Origin of the sequence: Spirosoma aerolatum, assembly GCF_002056795.1 — a bacterium.
Taxonomy (GTDB): domain Bacteria; phylum Bacteroidota; class Bacteroidia; order Cytophagales; family Spirosomataceae; genus Spirosoma; species Spirosoma aerolatum.
Genome location: NZ_CP020104.1, coordinates 3024826 through 3041148, shown reverse-complemented (window position 1 = coordinate 3041148; position 16323 = coordinate 3024826). Strand labels below are relative to the sequence as shown.

The following is a 16323-nucleotide window of genomic DNA, read 5'->3' as shown; positions in this document are numbered from 1 at the left end:
AACAATACCTGTAGCTTATTCTGAACGCAGGGCATTAACAGGATTTGCCAAAGCGACTTTTAGCCCCTGATAAATAACCGTAAGAATACCGACTACCAGGCTAATTACACTTCCGGCAATAAATATCCACCAGTGTATTTCTACCCGATAGGCAAAGCCCTGGAGCCACAAATGCATCAAATAATAGGCGCTTGGTATAGCGATTAAAACAGCAATTACCATCAACACTAAAAAATCTCTGGAAAGCAACGAGAGAATATTGGCTATGCTAGCACCCATTACTTTCCGGATACTAACTTCCTTTAAGCGAGTATGGCCAACAAAAGCTAATAGGCCAAACAGCCCCAGACAAGCTAATGAAATCGCTACAGCCGTAAATAGTTGAACCATATACAACATCCTGGTCTCGGCAATAAAGGTATTCTGAAAGTCATCATCTAAAAACGAATACAAGAACGGTGTCTCAGGGTCGTATGTATGATAAATCTTTTCCAGTATTGCTAGCTTATCACTTATGTGATCCTGTTTACCAAGCCGAACCTGCATATTTCTGAACCCATCGGCTACCAATGTATTTTTTTTCACGAGAAATAGCATTGGCTTACTGTCTGTCAATGGACCGTTTAGGCTAAAATCCTTTACAACGCCTACAATTTTACCATACTCCTGTCCATCTTTGGGAAAGATGCTTTGCCCGATAACATTACCATTTGTATAGCCTAGTGCCCGAACTGCTTTTTCGTTGAGTGTAACGTAAAAACCATCAGCATTAACTACTGCATTTTCAGTTGGTTTTACTTTCCAAATAAGCCCAAGATTAGACACAAAATCTGCATCTGCCTCCAGCATAGCAAGAGATGTTACCTTGCCCAATGTCTTCGTTTGAAACTTACCTTCCATGTAACTTTTGAAAAAGGGGGTATTTGACAAACTGACATGCTCAATTCCGGTTTGACTCTTTATATCTTTCTTAAAATTGTCACTCTTAGAAGAAACCTTGCTACTCAACTTGATGCTTACTACCTGATTTCGATTAAACCCGAGGTCTCGATCTTTTATGTAGTCAATTTGACGCTGCATCATCAGACTGCATAAAATAAGTGTAGCAGATACACTAAATTGAAAAACCATCATCGTGTTTCGTACACGCCTGCCCTGATTTTTGCTGATGTAATTTCCCTTAAGAACCTTTATTGGGGAAAAGCTTGATAAAATCAGTGCGGGATATGAGCCAGCGATTAAGGTACTTATTAAAAATAAACTTATAAGAACCGCAATAAATTTTTGACTTAATAGAAAGGAGAGGTCTATTTCTAGCTGAAAAAGGGCATTGAAAGGTTCTCTAAACAACAAAATCAGGCAAAAGCTTAATATAAAAGCGAAAAAATTAACCAGAGTTGATTCCAAAAAGAATTGTTTGACAAGGCTGAACCGATTTGCGCCGATAGCTTTTCTGACCCCAACCTCCTTTGCTCGTAACGTAGCGCGTGCTGTAGCCAGGTTGATGTAATTGAATAAGGCTAAAAAAAGTATTAGCACCGAAACTCCGGATAAAACATACAGCAACTTTACACTGGTCTTTTCATTGTAAGTATAGCTATTCCCAAATCGAAGTTCCTGCAAAGGCTCAAGCTCATATATATCCTTATCATTGTAATTCACTGCACCGATCAATTTGTTAGCAACTTTAATATTCCTGATAATTTTAGGAATGGCCGCTTTTTGATCGATCAATAGGAACGTTTCAAAGTTGGGCAGGTTATCGAATGCAAATGGATTAATTTTTTGATAGGTATCCTGAGACGATACAAAATCAAATCGTAGCGTAGAATTTGTTGGCACATTGTTCGCTACGCCTGTAACTTCAAGCAAATGCTGTCCGTTATAGCTAATAGTTTTACCAACTGGGTTCTCTTTTCCGAAATAGTTATCTGCTACTCGTTCAGAAATAACCACAGTGAAAGGCTTTTCCAGGCACTTTTCTACATTGCCGTATTTTAATGGAAAAGAGAAAATTGAAAAGAAGGATTGATCTGCGAACACAAATCCGGTTTCTTCATTAATCAGTGTTGGGTTTTCCAAACTTTTAATAACCGCTGACTTATCCCGAAGAATTCGCGTACAGGCTTTGATCTCTGGATTTTGCCGGACAAGTTGATTAGCTAACTTTGAGGAAAATGCGGGATAAGAACTTTGTTCATTCCGACTTAGTATACGGTATATACTTCCCTCTTTTTCATGAAATGAATCGTAACTCCATTCGTGAAACACGAACTGAAAAATTATAACAGAAATAGAAACCCCGACAGCCAGACCACCAATGCTGATCAGAGAATAGAACCGCTCTTTCCACAGATTACGGAGCGCTATTTTTAAATAGTTCCTAAGCATAAACCAAGAATATTACCTTTATGAATACGGATCTGTTTTATTAATAAGCAAGCAATTGAAAAGAGCGGTTCTTACCTATATGATTTTACCTAAAACCGACCAACCCGGCGTTGCAGAGCATCTCGCGTCAAAGTAATTAGGTGACCGATGGGTTTTCCGGCACGATAGGTGACGACGCGCAGGGTGATGGGGCCATCGGGCAGGTCAATGGGTTGGGTGTATTTGGTCGAAAACTGGTCGGGCATGGTGTCATCGAGGGTGTAGTAGATGTCGAGGTTGGGGGCTTCGCCAGCGAGTTCGAGCCGGAGTTTACCGTCTTTCATACTTGTCCGCACAATGGCATCGTAAATAGCCTTCGAGTAATTGACCTGGGCCACATCGGCCCGGTCGAAATGGGTTTCCATACGCTCCACAAAATTGGCCCAGTTCTTTACCGCCTTTGGCGACCAGAATACTTCCGACAATGCCCAGCCACGCGGGTAAGTCATGTATTCGGCATAGCGCAGGGTGGGTATCTGCTCGGTCCAGAGGTTACCCTGCCCACCCAAAATATATTTAGCATCGACACCATCCGGTACTGGATCGAAACTGTAGCACTTTTCAGCCCGCAAACTGGCGTAGATCGGCGGATCGACCGAAGGATCGCCCTGCGTGTAATCGATATAGGCAAATGTGGTTGGGGTCATCACCACATTGTGCCCGGCCTGTGCCGCTTCGATCCCTCCTTTGATTCCCCGCCAGCTCATGACCGTTGCCCCCGGAGAGATTCCTCCTTCCAGTATTTCGTCCCAGCCTAGCAGTTTCTTGCCTTTGGCAGTCAGAATTTTCTCAACACGGTTCATGAAATACCCCTGCAAATCTTCCACATGCCGGATGTTCAGTTGTTTCATCAATGCCTGACACCCCGGATCATTAGCCCAGTAGCCTTTGTAACACTCATCGCCCCCCACGTGAATGTAGGGATTGGGAAAGAGAGCCGCCACTTCGGTAAACACCTTATCCAGAAACGCATAGACATTTTCGTCCGATGGATTCAGCGTGTTTTCTACTTTCATCTTAAACGTACCGTTTCCGTACCATTCCGAGAAGGGCGTACCGGGATTTACGCTCACCTGCTGTTTGGTACAACTCAGTTCGGGATAAGCCGCCAGAGCCGCCATACTGTGACCCGGCACATCAATTTCGGGAACGATGGTTACGTTACGAGCCTGTGCATACGCCACTACCTCCCGAATATCGTCCTGCGAATAAAAGCCACCAACGGGAGTAGGTTCGCCGGGTTTCGGCTCGGCACGATCCCCAAAATGACCGGCCCGTGCCACCCGCCAGGCACCTACCTGGGTCAGTTTAGGCAACGATTTGATTTCGATTCGCCAGCCATTGTCGTCGGTCAGGTGCCAGTGAAGCGTATTGAATTTTAGTTTGGCCAGTTGATCGATATACTGTTTGACTTCCTCTTTCGTAAAAAAGTTACGGCTCACATCGAGCATAATCCCCCGCCAGCCAAACCGTGGATAGTCGGTAATCTTTACTGCCGGAAGCGACCAGTTTTTTGAAACAGCCGTTTTACTCTCAATTTCTTTTGGCAATAACTGCGTGAGCGTCTGCATCCCATAGAATAGCCCCGCCGGACGATTAGCCGTTATCACCACGCCTTTCGACGATGCATCGAGCATGTAACCCTCGTCGCCAAGTTGGGCATTCGGTGTTGTATTCAGGTTTAGTTGAATTTTGCCCGCTTTTCCTTGTTTTGCTGCCAGCGCATAACCTGTTGGTTTGTTTAAGCGTTGGCTAAGCATGTCAGCAACCACGCGGGCATCGGCCTGATTATACTCGATTGAGGTTGTTTTGGTCAGAGCGAACAGACCGGTTTGAGGCTGAACACTCACGGGCTGCGGTATTAAATGAATGGGCGTTTGCGCGTAGGCTGTGGTCAGGCAAAACGCGAAAAGTAGAATCCGACAGAAATTCATGCAAAGACTGATTATTGATTTCTGGAGAAAGCCAGTTAGTCGAAGTTTTTAATCATGGTTACTTAAACTACTATTTTTTCTGTAGCATTGGCACAATTTTAAAATTCCTGTGTTTTAGAAAAAGCGCAAGTAGTGTTTCGCTTTTGTTTTTATCAATGACCCACTCACTGAAAGACCTTACTCCCCGGCAGATTGTTGCCGAGCTAGATCAATACATTATTGGCCAGCACGATGCCAAACGCAACGTAGCTATAGCCCTGCGGAACCGCTGGCGCCGGATGAACAGCAGCGCCGACATGCAACGCGAAATTACGCCCAACAACATCCTGATGATTGGGGCTACGGGCGTTGGCAAAACGGAAATTGCCCGTCGGCTGGCTAAAATTGCTGATGCGCCTTTTATCAAAGTAGAAGCGTCCAAATTTACGGAGGTTGGTTACGTAGGCCGCGATGTAGAAAGTATGGTGCGTGACCTGGTCGAGCAATCCGTCAATATGGTGCGGGCGGCCAAGAAAGAAGCCGTTCAGATAAAAGCCCAGCAACAAGTCGAAGAAACCATTCTGGACATTCTGATTCCCCCCGTCAAACCGGCCAATGGTCAGCTTGGGTTCGAAAATGCCCCAAAAGACGCCGACGCTGAGCTCAACGAACGCACCCGCGAACGGTTCCGCGAAAAAATCCGCTCGGGCGAAATGGACGACCGAAAAATCGATATCGACGTTCAGCAAAGCCAGACACCCAATATTGGTGTAATGGGCGGCACCGTCGATGATCTGTCGATGATGAATATCCAGGAGATGATTGGCAACATGATGCCCAAACGCGGTAAAAAACGCAAAGTGAGCATTGCCGAAGCCCGCAAAATTCTGCTGGAAGAGGAAGCCGCCAAACTGATCGATATGGACGAGGTGAAAGAAGAAGCCATCCGCAAAGCGGAAGACGCAGGTATCATTTTCATTGACGAAATCGACAAAGTGGCCTCGGCTCGTTCCGGCAACGGCGGTGGCGGTCCCGATGTAAGCCGCGAAGGGGTGCAGCGCGATCTGCTACCCATTGTGGAAGGCAGTGCGGTAAATACAAAGTATGGCGTTATTCATACCGACCATATTCTGTTCATTGCCGCCGGTGCTTTCCACGTGGCCAAACCAAGCGACCTGATCCCTGAATTGCAAGGCCGCTTCCCGATTCGTGTTGAGTTGCAAAGCCTCTCGGAAGATGACTTCTACCAGATCCTGAAAGAGCCTAAAAACGCCCTTACCAAGCAGTATGAGGCCATGCTAGCAGCCGAAGAGGTTGAACTTGGTTTCCAGGACGACGCCCTTCGCGAACTGGCCCGGATCGCTTTTGACGTAAACAGCGAAGTGGAAAATATTGGTGCCCGACGACTTCAAACGGTTCTGAGCCACCTCATGAACGACTTTATGTTCGACATTCCCGACGTGATCGGCGCTAATGCCAAAGTGGTGGTTACCAAAGAACTGGTCAGTGAAAAACTAAATGGCCTGGTCAAAAACCGGGATTTAAGCCAGTTTATTTTGTAATTTTTGATGTAGCGACTCGTTCCCCTCTTCCTACCCAGCCCCCTTTAGGGGGAGGACGTCAGAAGACTTGACCTTGCGAGCAACGGTAGATATGCTGGTCGTAGATGGCACGATTATCAGCCTGGCTGAACCACAAATTATTCAACTTAACCGCTCAACGGCCGACCGACTTACCGGGCGATTCGGTAGCCAATCCCTTACCCAAGCCGTGGTAGAGGTAATCGTTGATTCGACTCAAGTTATTGCTATAAACCTGAAGGGTGGCAGGACTAACGTATATTGTAACGATTACTGAACATTAACTCATCCCCCAGTATCTAATCGATCATAAATTAACTTTTCTACCTGGTCAATGGCCCGATCTACATCTGTTCGTTTGCGGTCGGGGGATCGAAGCGATTGAAGGGATGAAGTTCAAGCACAAAGGTTTCTTCCACCCGTTCGTCTTCGATGGGTGTGTAGAGTTTATAGGCCATTAATTTAACCGGAATCAGGCCATGCTGGTGTTTGAACCGGGTAAGCACATACGCCAGCAGGTTTTCTACCTGAGCCAGGGAGCAGTCTTCGGCAGGTATAAAGCGAACATACGCATGATTGCGATCAACGATCGTTTGCTGGTCAGGAGCAAAATGGCCTTCGCAACTGGAAAACGTGCGTGCGATACCCGTTCGGTTCAGCGCATCGACCAATGGGCGGATTTTCGGCTCGATCTCGTTCATCCCGGTTCACCATCCATCAGAGCCACTTCATCGGCTCCGTCGGTCCGATGCCGGGATGTTCTCCGGCCTTTTTGCCATAACCAGCCCAGATACCCAACCGCAATCAACGCCATCCCCCCTGATACGGCAAAGGCCGCATCTACCCCCAATTCACCCACTACGTGATTGAGCAGCCAGCCCGAACCGACGGCTCCCAATCCAATACCCGCTTCGAGGGCAATGTACATGGTAGCCATCGCTCGTCCACGGGTATGCTCGTCGCTAAGGTCCGCTGTCCAGGCCTGCACTGTCGGCGAGTTCATGCCCCACGACATACCATAGAAAATAGCGGCCGTCCAGAACAAAACCGGCGAGTCGACCATAACCAGCAAGCCCATTGAAAAAGCTAGAATAACCGTAGAGATAAATAATACGGGTACCCGGCCGTAGCGATCCGACGACTTACTGAACAGAATACGAACCATCAGCGAAGCCACTGTATAGACCGTGAAAAACAGCCCTTTATTGGTAATGCCCAGTGACCCGCTCAACGTAGAGATTACCGTGAGTACCGCGCCAGAAGAGAACGATTGCAATAGCAGAACTAGAAATGGCGGAATAGCCTGTTTATCAAAGAGCTCATCTTTTTTCAGACGAAGTAAGCCAAACCGAAAACGTTCTGGTGTCGCCAGGGTTTCGGGCATACGGAGCAGAATACCAATGGAAAGTAAGGCAAAAGCCGATGATGTCCAGAACATAACATTCATGGAAAAATCGGTAGCCAACCAACTCCCAATAGCCGGTCCAAGCGACATGCCCATCGCCGTAAATAGCCCAAGCATACCCATTGCTTCGCCCCGACGATTGGCCGGAACCACATCGGCAACATAAGCCGATGTAGCCGTTGGTTTAGTCCCCGTCGAAAAGCCGTGAATTAGCCGGAGCGTCAGAAACCCCCATACGGTCAACAGATACGGATACAACAGTCCGCAGACAAAGCACACGATAGACCCGAAGGCCATCACCGGAACCCGACCAATTGTATCGGTCAGTTTGCCGCTAAATGGCCGTGAAACCCCAGCCGTGAACGTAAAAAGTGCAATAATCAGTCCGATGTATTCTTTGCCGCCCAGCTTCGTCAGATAGGCCGGTAACTCGGGAATCATCATCGAAAAACTGGCCGAAAACAGGAAGTTACTGACCGACAGTAACCAGAACGAGAGCGTATACAGCGAGGGATCTCGCAACGTTTGAGGAGTTGACGATGAACGAACGGTCAAAACGAGTTGAGTTGGTTCGCCCAAATTTACGATTCATTTTTGAAAAGGTTACCGTAAGCCGTAAACTCTATTTGGGTTCGGGGGTACTGTTCCCACCATCGACAACAAACCGCCATTGACCGTTGCGTTGGCGTTTCCATACAGTCACATAAACCCCAAACTGTGTTTTCTTCTTGCCCGACTCGTCGCGTTGGCTAAGCATCCACTGCCCAAACGTGTAGCCCAGATCACCCGCCTGCGAGGCATCGGCCTTAAGCACCTGCCAGGTTAGCACACGTCCATCAACCGGCATACGACTCATCTGTGCCCGCAACGAATCGAAGCCGACCGTCGGAGCACTGCCATCGTTCAGCTTGATTACTTCATCGGCTGCATACGTTGTAAAGGCTTTGGCCATTCCCTGTCTTTCAGACAATTGGCTAAAATTTAAATCCGCTTCACGAATCTCATCAATGGCCTGTTGTCGTTTGGCGGCTGCCGGATTCATGGCTCGTGGACTATCAGCACTCGTCCGGCAAGATGTCATCACGGTCACCATCAGTAAGAGAGATAATACGTACTTCATTATGGGTAGGTAGCTATTTTGGCTAAATTTGCAGCATCAAAATGAATAATGCCTAGTGGACACTACACAATTGTAGTGCCAAAAATCGTAGTTGTAACCATCTGCGCATTCTTCATTATTCATTGTTCCTTATTGCTCGCAATCATGTCTCGTAATTTTAAAATTGGGCTGTTTCTCACCGTTTCTATCCTTCTGACCACCTTTACCTTTTACTTCTGGCAAGTTTTCAAAAGCCCAAACCTACAGGTAAAAGAGAACGACAAAACGTTTGCCCTCCTGATTCCACGTGGTTCAACGTTCGAGTCAGTCATGGACACGCTCAAAACGCATAAGGTCATCAACGACGAAACGTCGTTCCGTTTCCTGGCCAAACTGATGAAATACCCCGAACTCGTTAAAGAAGGACGGTATGAAATCAAGCCAAATATGGGCAACCGCGACGCGCTGGTCAAACTCCGCAGTGGCAATCAGGATGCCATGCCCGTAACGTTCAATAGTATGCGGCAGAAATCGGACCTGATTCAGCGCCTGGGCAGCAAATTTGAGTTTGGCTCCGAGGCCCTGGGTAAACTGCTGAACGATCCGGCTACCTGCGAGAAATATGGATTCGATACCACAACGATCGTCTGTATGTTTTTGCCTAATACCTACGAAATGTTCTGGACCATCAAGCCCGAAGCCCTGTTGGATCGGATGGGGAATGAATACAAGAAATTCTGGACGCCCGAACGTCAGGAAAAAGCCAAAGCCCTTGGACTGACCCAAACGCAGACTCAGGTACTGGCTTCGATCGTAGCGGCCGAAACCAACAAACGCGATGAACAACCCCGCGTGGCTGGTGTGTACCTGAACCGCCTGAAAAAAGGCATGAAACTCGAAGCCGACCCCACTGTCATTTTTGCCCTGCGCGATTTCACGATTCGTCGGCTGCTCAACAAGCAACTCACTATCGACTCGCCTTACAACACCTATCGGCATACCGGCTTACCACCTGGGCCAATTAACCTGCCTGCTCCTGCCACCATCGATGCCGTTCTGAACGCCGAGCAACACGACTACCTTTACTTCGTGGTCGATGCCCGTTTCAATGGGTATCATACCTTCTCGAAAACTATGGCTGAACACCTGGCCAACGCTCGTCTGTACCAACAGGCACTCACCCGCATGAAGATTATGAAATAACCTATGATTACCCACGACGTTACCAATATCCGGGTGCGCTATTACGACACCGATCAGATGGGCATTGTTTATTATGGCAACTACGCCCGTTATTACGAGATCGGACGTGTCGAAGCGCTTCGCCATCTGGGACTTACGTATAAAAAAATGGAAGAAGATGGCATTTCGATGCCTGTCTACGACCTGAATTCCCGATTCATTCGACCAGCTAAATACGACGATCTTCTTACCATTCGAGTGACGATTCCGCAAATGCCCAAAACCCGGTTGATGTTCAATTACGAAATTTTCAATCAGGATGGGCAACTGCTAAATACGGGCCAAACTACACTCGTTTTTGTTCGTTCAGAAACGGGGCGTCCGTGTTCTGCACCCATCGATTTACTAGAAGCGACCAAACCTTTCTTTGAACAATAATTGTCAATCGTTAGTCACTAATTTATAGTCAGTTGCACCAGCATGCTCTTGAGGTGACCATTGACTACCCGCAACGGCGGGCCTTGACCATTTACTAACGACGTTTGCAATATGTTCGATAAACTATTCGGCTTCAAGGCGTTGGGCAGGGCAAAGGCCTGGTTACAGGCGCACCACCCATTCAATTCCAAAAGCACCTGGTATTCGTTTTTGAAGCGAATGGCCACCCAAATTATTGACAATGATACCAGCGAACGGGCCGCTTCGGTATCGTACAGTCTGATTCTGGCTGTTTTCCCGACGATCATTTTCTTTTTCACACTCATACCCTATATCCCGATTCCTGATCTTGAAGAACAGGTGATGGGCTTTTTGCAACGGGTTTTACCAGGCGACACCTTCAGTACAGTCGATACAACGATACGGGATATTATCAATCGGCCGCGCAGTGGTGTCCTATCATTAGGCTTCGTTCTGGCGCTCTATTCAGCTACCAGTGGGCTGGTTGCTTTGATGCAGGCATTCAACTCATCCTATCATTCGGCAGAGCGCCGTAGCTTCCTCAAAATTCGAGCCATAGCTGTGGGGTTAACGTTTACCCTGGCATTTGCGCTGATTTTAGCCGTAGTCGTTCTGATCATTGGTGGGATTGTGAGCGACTATCTGCTTCATTTTGGCTTTTTTAACAACGTCGTGTTCGTTAATCTGCTCACGATTGGGCGGTATCTGATTGTGTTTGCGGTATTTGTGGGTTCCATTTCGGTGATATACCGATTCGGCCCAAACGTGAACATGAAGTGGCTGTTTATTTTGCCAGGCGCTGTTACCGCTTCGGTACTTATCGTTCTGATCACGCTCGGCTTCTCCTTCTATGTTGCCAACTTTGGGTCTTACAACAAACTATATGGGTCGATTGGAACGCTGATTGCCCTGATGATCTGGATCAACCTGATTTCGCTGGTGCTTATTTTAGGGTTTGAAATGAATGTGGCACTCTATAATCTTGAGGGTGACCCACACCCGAGCGTAGCTGCTAAAACAACAAACGCCACCTCGAACACTTGAGGTGACGTTTGTAAAACCTAACCCATAAATGTAAAAGCACACGCTTTCCTGGCGCCAAAACTGGCACGGGGGTCACGTGTTCGTATTACGAAATCGCGAAAAGCGTGCCAATCTTCCGCTCCATCCAAAATAAGCGATTTAACAGTGGGCTAAATTGGGAAAATGACCGATGTAATCGTTCGTCGTCTGTATAGTATCCGCTCACTGTCAATAGTTTCCATGCCGAGCAATTTGTGGCAAAAAAATTTACCTGTTCCACACATACCTACCTGGGTAACGGTCATTTGCATCTGCTACAATCATCGGAATTACGTTAGGCAAGCCCTGCAATCGGTTATTGATCAAACTTATCCCTTTATTGAATTAATTATTATTGATAACGGAAGTATCGATGGTTCTGATGAACAAATCTGTTCGTTTATTGAGCAGTACCCATCTGTACGATCCATAAAAAACAGCACCAATCTGGGCCTGAACCGAGCCTTCAACCAGGGGCTGGCGACTGCCAAAGGGAGTTATATTATTGATTTCGCAGCCGATGATGTGCTGTTGCCTGATCGGGTGGCTAAACAGGTTGCCTTATTCGAGCAATTACCCGATTCTTACGGGGTGGTATTTTCCAATGCAGCCTTTATCGATGCAGCGGGTAAACGAATCGGCGTGCATTATCCGGTTGACAGCCTGGGACATACAACCGTGCAGGTGCCAACTGGAGATGTATTCGAGGCTGTTTTGGCTAGTTATTTCATCTGTACACCTACCATGCTAATTCGCCGTTCTGTATTCGATAGGTTGGTCGGTTACGACGAAGCATTGAGCTATGAAGATTTTGATTTCTGGGTTCGTTCATCACGGTTCTGTCACTACGCGTACCTCGACGAGGTATTGACTCTGAAACGACAATTACCCGATTCGTTATCCAGCCAGATCCTGCAACGTCACAATCAATTATTGCCTTCTACACTGATCGTCTGCCAGAAAGCATTCGAGCTATGTCAGACTACGGATGAGTTCGATGCATTGGCTGGCCGACTCAATACGTTTATCCGAAAAGCCTTTTATACCGAGCAGTTTACGCTGGTTCACCAATTCTATAGCCTGCTAAAACAGATTAAACAACCGCCTATATTGACCCGATCTATAGCTGCTTTTTCTTACTATCATCTGCCTATCAACTACATTTACCGTTTGTATCATCGGTATTGGCGAAACCCGTTTAGGACGTTTATGGTTACTGATGTATAGTTAACCGTTTTAGCTATGTCTGCTGAATTCATCAAGCTTTATCCGAAAAACCCTGATCCCCGTCGGATTGCGCATATCGTGAACGCACTTCGCGATGGAGCCGTCATTATTTACCCAACCGATACCATTTACGGTATGGGTTGCGACATCCATAATGCACGGGCTGTTGAGCGAGTTGCCCGTATCAAAGGCATAAAGCCGACCAAAAATGATTTCTCGTTTATCTGCTATGACCTGAGTCACATTGCCGACTATGCTCGCGTGAGTAATCAGGCCTTTAAATTGATGAAGAGTCTACTCCCAGGACCCTTTACATTCATACTTCAGGCAACCAACCAAGTACCTAAGCTACTGAATACCAATAAGAAAACCGTAGGTATTCGCGTTCCTGACAATGACATTCCCCGGCAGATCGTTCATGAGTTGGGTAATCCGATCATTACCACGTCGATCCGGGATGAAGATGAAATTATTGAGTATTCAACCGACCCGGAGCTAATCTTCGAGAAATTTCAGCACCAGGTGGATATCGTAATCGACGGGGGCTATGGCGGCAACATCCCTTCTACTATTGTCGATGTCACGAACGATGAGTTTTCTATTGTACGGCAAGGCTTAGGCGAATTAGTGCTTTGAAAAGTTACAAATAGGAATTATACTTGCACTGTAGGGTAGGTTCTACTACAGCGGTTACATGCTGTCGGCAAGGTTATTGCTCCAATCCCAGAAATAGGGTTATTACTGATAAAGCCAGGGGTTGCCCACCTAATTAAAAAACAATTGTCAAACTCATTTCACAGTATGCGTTTCTCCTTGGCCGCGCTCTCTCTGCTGGCTCTCTATTCGCTTTCCAACTGCACGTCTTCTTCAAAAGAAGAGTCCTCCCACACCGGAAAACTCACGGCCGAAGCGTCTGCCAAACCCGTTGCCGATTCATCGAAAACGCCAGCACCTGAACCTGTTGCCACAACTGGCAAGGCTAACACAGGCGATCCAACGCTCGACTCGCTGACCTACGCCCCGACGGGCGCTATACTGCCGGGCAAACGCATTTTCGCTTACTACGGTAACCCACATTCCAAGAAAATGGGCATACTGGGTAAGTATGAAAAGGAAGAAATGCTCCAACGACTTGATAAGGAAATTGCCAACTGGCAAAAAGCCGACCCGGCTACACCCATCCAGCCTGCATTGCATCTGGTGGCGATCTCAGCCCAGGGTGCTCCAGGAAAAGATGGCGGTTATCGGCTTCGAATGTCGGACAAAACCATCAAAAAAGTCATCAAGTGGGGGAATGAGCACAAAGCCATCGTCTTCCTCGATATTCAGCGTGGCCACGCACCGCTGGGTGGCGAAATGGAATACCTTACAAAATACCTCAAATTACCCTTCGTCCACCTCGGTATAGACCCTGAGTTTTCGATGGTAACGGGCCATAAGCCTGGCACTAAAATTGGTAGCTACGATGCCGCCGATGTAAACCAGGCCGTTCAGTTTCTGAGCAAGATTGTGAAAGAAAACAATCTGCCTCCCAAAGTACTGGTCGTTCACCGCTTTACACAGGGCATGATTAAGAACTACAAAAACATTAAACTCGATCCAAACGTACAAATCGTTATGGATATGGACGGCTGGGGCCCTCCCGTATTGAAAAAAGACTCTTACCACGACTACATCCAGAAAGAGCCAGTTCAATACACAGGATTCAAACTATTCTATGATAATGATTTCCGCAAGCCTGGCTCGCGTATCATGACTCCCGAAGAAGTGCTGGCCCTTACCCCAAAACCGATGTACATCCAGTACCAATAGGTATTTTTCTCTACAAATAGAAAAGGCTGCTCAACTAAGTGGGCAGCCTTTTCTATTTGTAGAGAAAAACAATCAATACAGTGAGACAGAGTAAATGACCGCCTTGGTTAATGGATTCATTGTTCCCTGCTTAGTCTGCACGTTTACCTTTTCAAACTGCATCACGTAGCGATCTCCTGCCTGTGCCTGAGTGGATAGCTTTATTAATGACTCGTCACCAGTCCAGTTCAGATAATCAATCCGTTGGGTTCCTCTTACTAAACTGATCATGACCCGTTCAATCAGAACATCGGAATGAAGTTGAGGAAACTGCGCTTTACTTTCTTTAGTCAGTTTCCCTTGCAGTTGAATGGTTTGTGTAATCGCAGCAATTCCTTCTTTTAGATCAACAGGCTTACCATCCGCAATGATCGATACCGTGTAGTCCGGTTCCTGAAACAGAGGTTGCGCTAACGCGATCCTTGAGATTATGGCCAGAATAAAGGCAAATAAGCATACGGTACGCATTGGTCAATTTATTTAGGTGAAACACACCTTAAAAACGCCATGAGTATAGTTATATATATAGTTGGGTCAAAATAAAACTACAAAAATAGTTTTACAACTACATATTCAGGTTATAAAACCGATACGGTTAATCTGTTTAGCTATCAGGCCTCCTCCATCATCCAACAAAAAAGCGCCCCAACCTATGGCCAGGGCGCTTCTGAAGCAGTCTTTTCACTCAACTAGCGGTTTTCAACCAACGCTTTAAATTCATCAACAGTGACTTCCTGAGTTGTCAGGGTCAGCTGCGTTTTAGCATAGTCGATCACTTTGTCGTCGTACACCTGGTTGAAGGTACTGGTGTAGTTCTGACCGTTATTTTTTTCATCCATCAGGTAGTTGCGGGCAATGCGATCGATGGTCTGATTCATCTCGGCATCTTCTGAACTGGCAAAGCCAAACTGTTCGCGCACCATCCGACGAGTCGCTTCCATTACCTCTTCAAAATCAACTTTGATGTCGGCTTTGTCGGCAATTTTGTTTTTAATAAGCTGCAGCTTCACCGATTTGGTGAAATCGTCATACTGTTCATCAATTTGCTCAGGAGTAAACTTGCCTTCATTCACTTCCATCAGCCAGTTTTTCAGGAACTCATCAGGCAGCAAAATAGGTGTACTGTCGAGCAGGGTTTTCTCAATATCCAGACGCAGCAACTGAGCCGTCTCACGGGCGTAATTGCTCTGGATGATTTCAGCCACTTTAGCCCGGAATTGCTCTTCGTCTTCTACAGCACCAGCACCCAGCACCTTATCGAAAAGCTCCTGATTTAGTTCAGCAGGCTCATGACGGGTAATATCGTCGATAGCGAAGGTAAACTCACCGGTCAGATTAGCAACTTCCTCCGCTTTAGCCCCCGTCGCATTGGCCCGGGCTTTCTCATCCGGAAACGCCTGCTCTAGTACAAACGTAACGACGTCTCCTTTTTTCTTACCGATAAACTGCCCTTTAGCATCATCGGCCATTTTGGCCATCGGAAAAGCAGTTTTCGCCGAGAAACCTGTAGCGCCTTCCGGTGCCGATACCTGATTCAATTCACCATAAATCGTGTCGCCATCAGCTACTTCCTCGCCATGCGAATGGGTGTGGAAACGCTGCTGCAACTCAGCAATGGTTGAATTGATTTCGGCATCACCAGCCTGAATTTCATACTGCGGTACACTTGGTAAATCGTTGAAATCAATATCGAACTCCGAAGCCAGCCCCAGCGTGTAGCTGAACGCAAAATCCGTCTGATTATCCCAATCAATGGCATCAGCCTCTTCCCGATTTGGAACCGGGTCACCAACTACCTGTAACTTATTGTCGCGGATGTACTGGCTAACGGTTTTGCTCAGCATCGAGTTGATTTCATCGACCAGAATGCTTTTCCCATACATCTTTTGTACGAGCGAAGCGGGTACGTGTCCAGGACGAAATCCTTTAAGTTGAACTTTCCGACCATAGTCTTTCAGTTTCTTATCCACTTCGGGTTTATAATCAGCAGGGGTTAGCGTAATCTTGAGTGAAGCGTTGGTGTCGCTGGCTTTTTCGAGCGTAATATCCACGGGTATGTCGGTTTAAAAGTAAAGAGCGAAAGAGTGAAAAAGCGAAAGAGTGAATTGTTTAGAC

General features: G+C 46.9%; 15 protein-coding genes. 8 read left to right on the top strand and 7 right to left on the bottom strand.

Annotated features, from left to right (window positions below; translation table 11 throughout):
- Nucleotides 1-15: 15 nt before the first annotated feature.
- Nucleotides 16-2391 (bottom strand): ABC transporter permease, encoded by a 2376-nt coding sequence (locus B5M13_RS12280; protein WP_080055945.1) that lies wholly within the window; start codon nt 2389-2391, stop codon nt 16-18.
- Nucleotides 2392-2480: 89 nt separating this feature from the next.
- Nucleotides 2481-4364, bottom strand: a complete 1884-nt coding sequence (locus tag B5M13_RS12275; RefSeq protein WP_080055944.1) for a beta-N-acetylhexosaminidase — start codon at nt 4362-4364, stop codon at nt 2481-2483.
- Nucleotides 4365-4519: 155 nt separating this feature from the next.
- Here B5M13_RS12275 and hslU point away from each other — a divergent pair, with 155 nt between their 5' ends.
- Nucleotides 4520-5905 (top strand): ATP-dependent protease ATPase subunit HslU, encoded by a 1386-nt coding sequence (gene hslU, locus B5M13_RS12270; protein ID WP_080055943.1) that lies wholly within the window; start codon nt 4520-4522, stop codon nt 5903-5905.
- 73 nt (nt 5906-5978) lie between these two features.
- On the top strand, nt 5979-6200 hold the full coding sequence (locus tag B5M13_RS12265) for a hypothetical protein (protein WP_179950488.1): 222 nt from the start codon (nt 5979-5981) through the stop codon (nt 6198-6200).
- A gap of 67 nt (nt 6201-6267) precedes the next feature.
- Here the strand turns inward: B5M13_RS12265 and B5M13_RS12260 are convergent, their stop codons facing one another.
- The 3 genes from B5M13_RS12260 to B5M13_RS12250 all read right to left on the bottom strand — a co-directional run bounded on the left by B5M13_RS12260 (nt 6268) and on the right by B5M13_RS12250 (nt 8448).
- Nucleotides 6268-6624, bottom strand: coding sequence for a hypothetical protein (locus tag B5M13_RS12260; protein ID WP_317047001.1), 357 nt, complete (start codon nt 6622-6624; stop codon nt 6268-6270).
- Nucleotides 6621-7883, bottom strand: coding sequence for an MFS transporter (locus B5M13_RS12255; protein WP_080059898.1), 1263 nt, complete (start codon nt 7881-7883; stop codon nt 6621-6623). The genes B5M13_RS12260 and B5M13_RS12255 overlap by 4 nt, the downstream gene beginning before the upstream one ends.
- Before the next feature lie 67 nt (nt 7884-7950).
- The gene (locus B5M13_RS12250) at nt 7951-8448 is read right to left on the bottom strand and encodes a YybH family protein (RefSeq protein WP_245859966.1); all 498 of its coding nucleotides are present in this window, start codon (nt 8446-8448) and stop codon (nt 7951-7953) included.
- 144 nt (nt 8449-8592) lie between these two features.
- On the opposite strand from B5M13_RS12250, the gene mltG reads away from it, so the two are divergent.
- The 6 genes from mltG (at nt 8593) to B5M13_RS12220 (ending at nt 14169) form a co-directional block, all read left to right on the top strand.
- Nucleotides 8593-9630: an endolytic transglycosylase MltG gene (mltG, locus tag B5M13_RS12245; protein WP_080055940.1), complete on the top strand. Its 1038-nt coding sequence runs from the start codon at nt 8593-8595 to the stop codon at nt 9628-9630.
- 3 nt (nt 9631-9633) lie between these two features.
- A complete protein-coding gene (locus tag B5M13_RS12240; protein WP_080055939.1) occupies nt 9634-10047 on the top strand; it encodes an acyl-CoA thioesterase in 414 nt (137 codons plus the stop codon).
- Nucleotides 10048-10158: 111 nt separating this feature from the next.
- The gene (locus tag B5M13_RS12235) at nt 10159-11112 is read left to right on the top strand and encodes a YihY/virulence factor BrkB family protein (protein WP_080055938.1); all 954 of its coding nucleotides are present in this window, start codon (nt 10159-10161) and stop codon (nt 11110-11112) included.
- A gap of 219 nt (nt 11113-11331) precedes the next feature.
- Nucleotides 11332-12357 (top strand): glycosyltransferase, encoded by a 1026-nt coding sequence (locus tag B5M13_RS12230; protein ID WP_080055937.1) that lies wholly within the window; start codon nt 11332-11334, stop codon nt 12355-12357.
- Nucleotides 12358-12372: 15 nt separating this feature from the next.
- The gene (locus B5M13_RS12225) at nt 12373-12993 is read left to right on the top strand and encodes an L-threonylcarbamoyladenylate synthase (RefSeq protein ID WP_080055936.1); all 621 of its coding nucleotides are present in this window, start codon (nt 12373-12375) and stop codon (nt 12991-12993) included.
- A 165-nt stretch (nt 12994-13158) separates the two neighbouring features.
- Entirely contained in the window at nt 13159-14169 is a 1011-nt protein-coding gene (locus B5M13_RS12220) for a hypothetical protein (RefSeq protein ID WP_179950487.1), read from the top strand.
- 72 nt (nt 14170-14241) lie between these two features.
- On the opposite strand, the gene B5M13_RS12215 is transcribed toward B5M13_RS12220, so the two are convergent.
- Complete coding sequence (locus B5M13_RS12215) at nt 14242-14676, bottom strand: hypothetical protein (RefSeq protein ID WP_080055935.1); 435 nt, start codon at nt 14674-14676, stop codon at nt 14242-14244.
- Nucleotides 14677-14897: 221 nt separating this feature from the next.
- Entirely contained in the window at nt 14898-16259 is a 1362-nt protein-coding gene (gene tig, locus B5M13_RS12210; RefSeq protein ID WP_080055934.1) for a trigger factor, read from the bottom strand.
- Between the last annotated feature and the right edge of the window lie 64 nt (nt 16260-16323).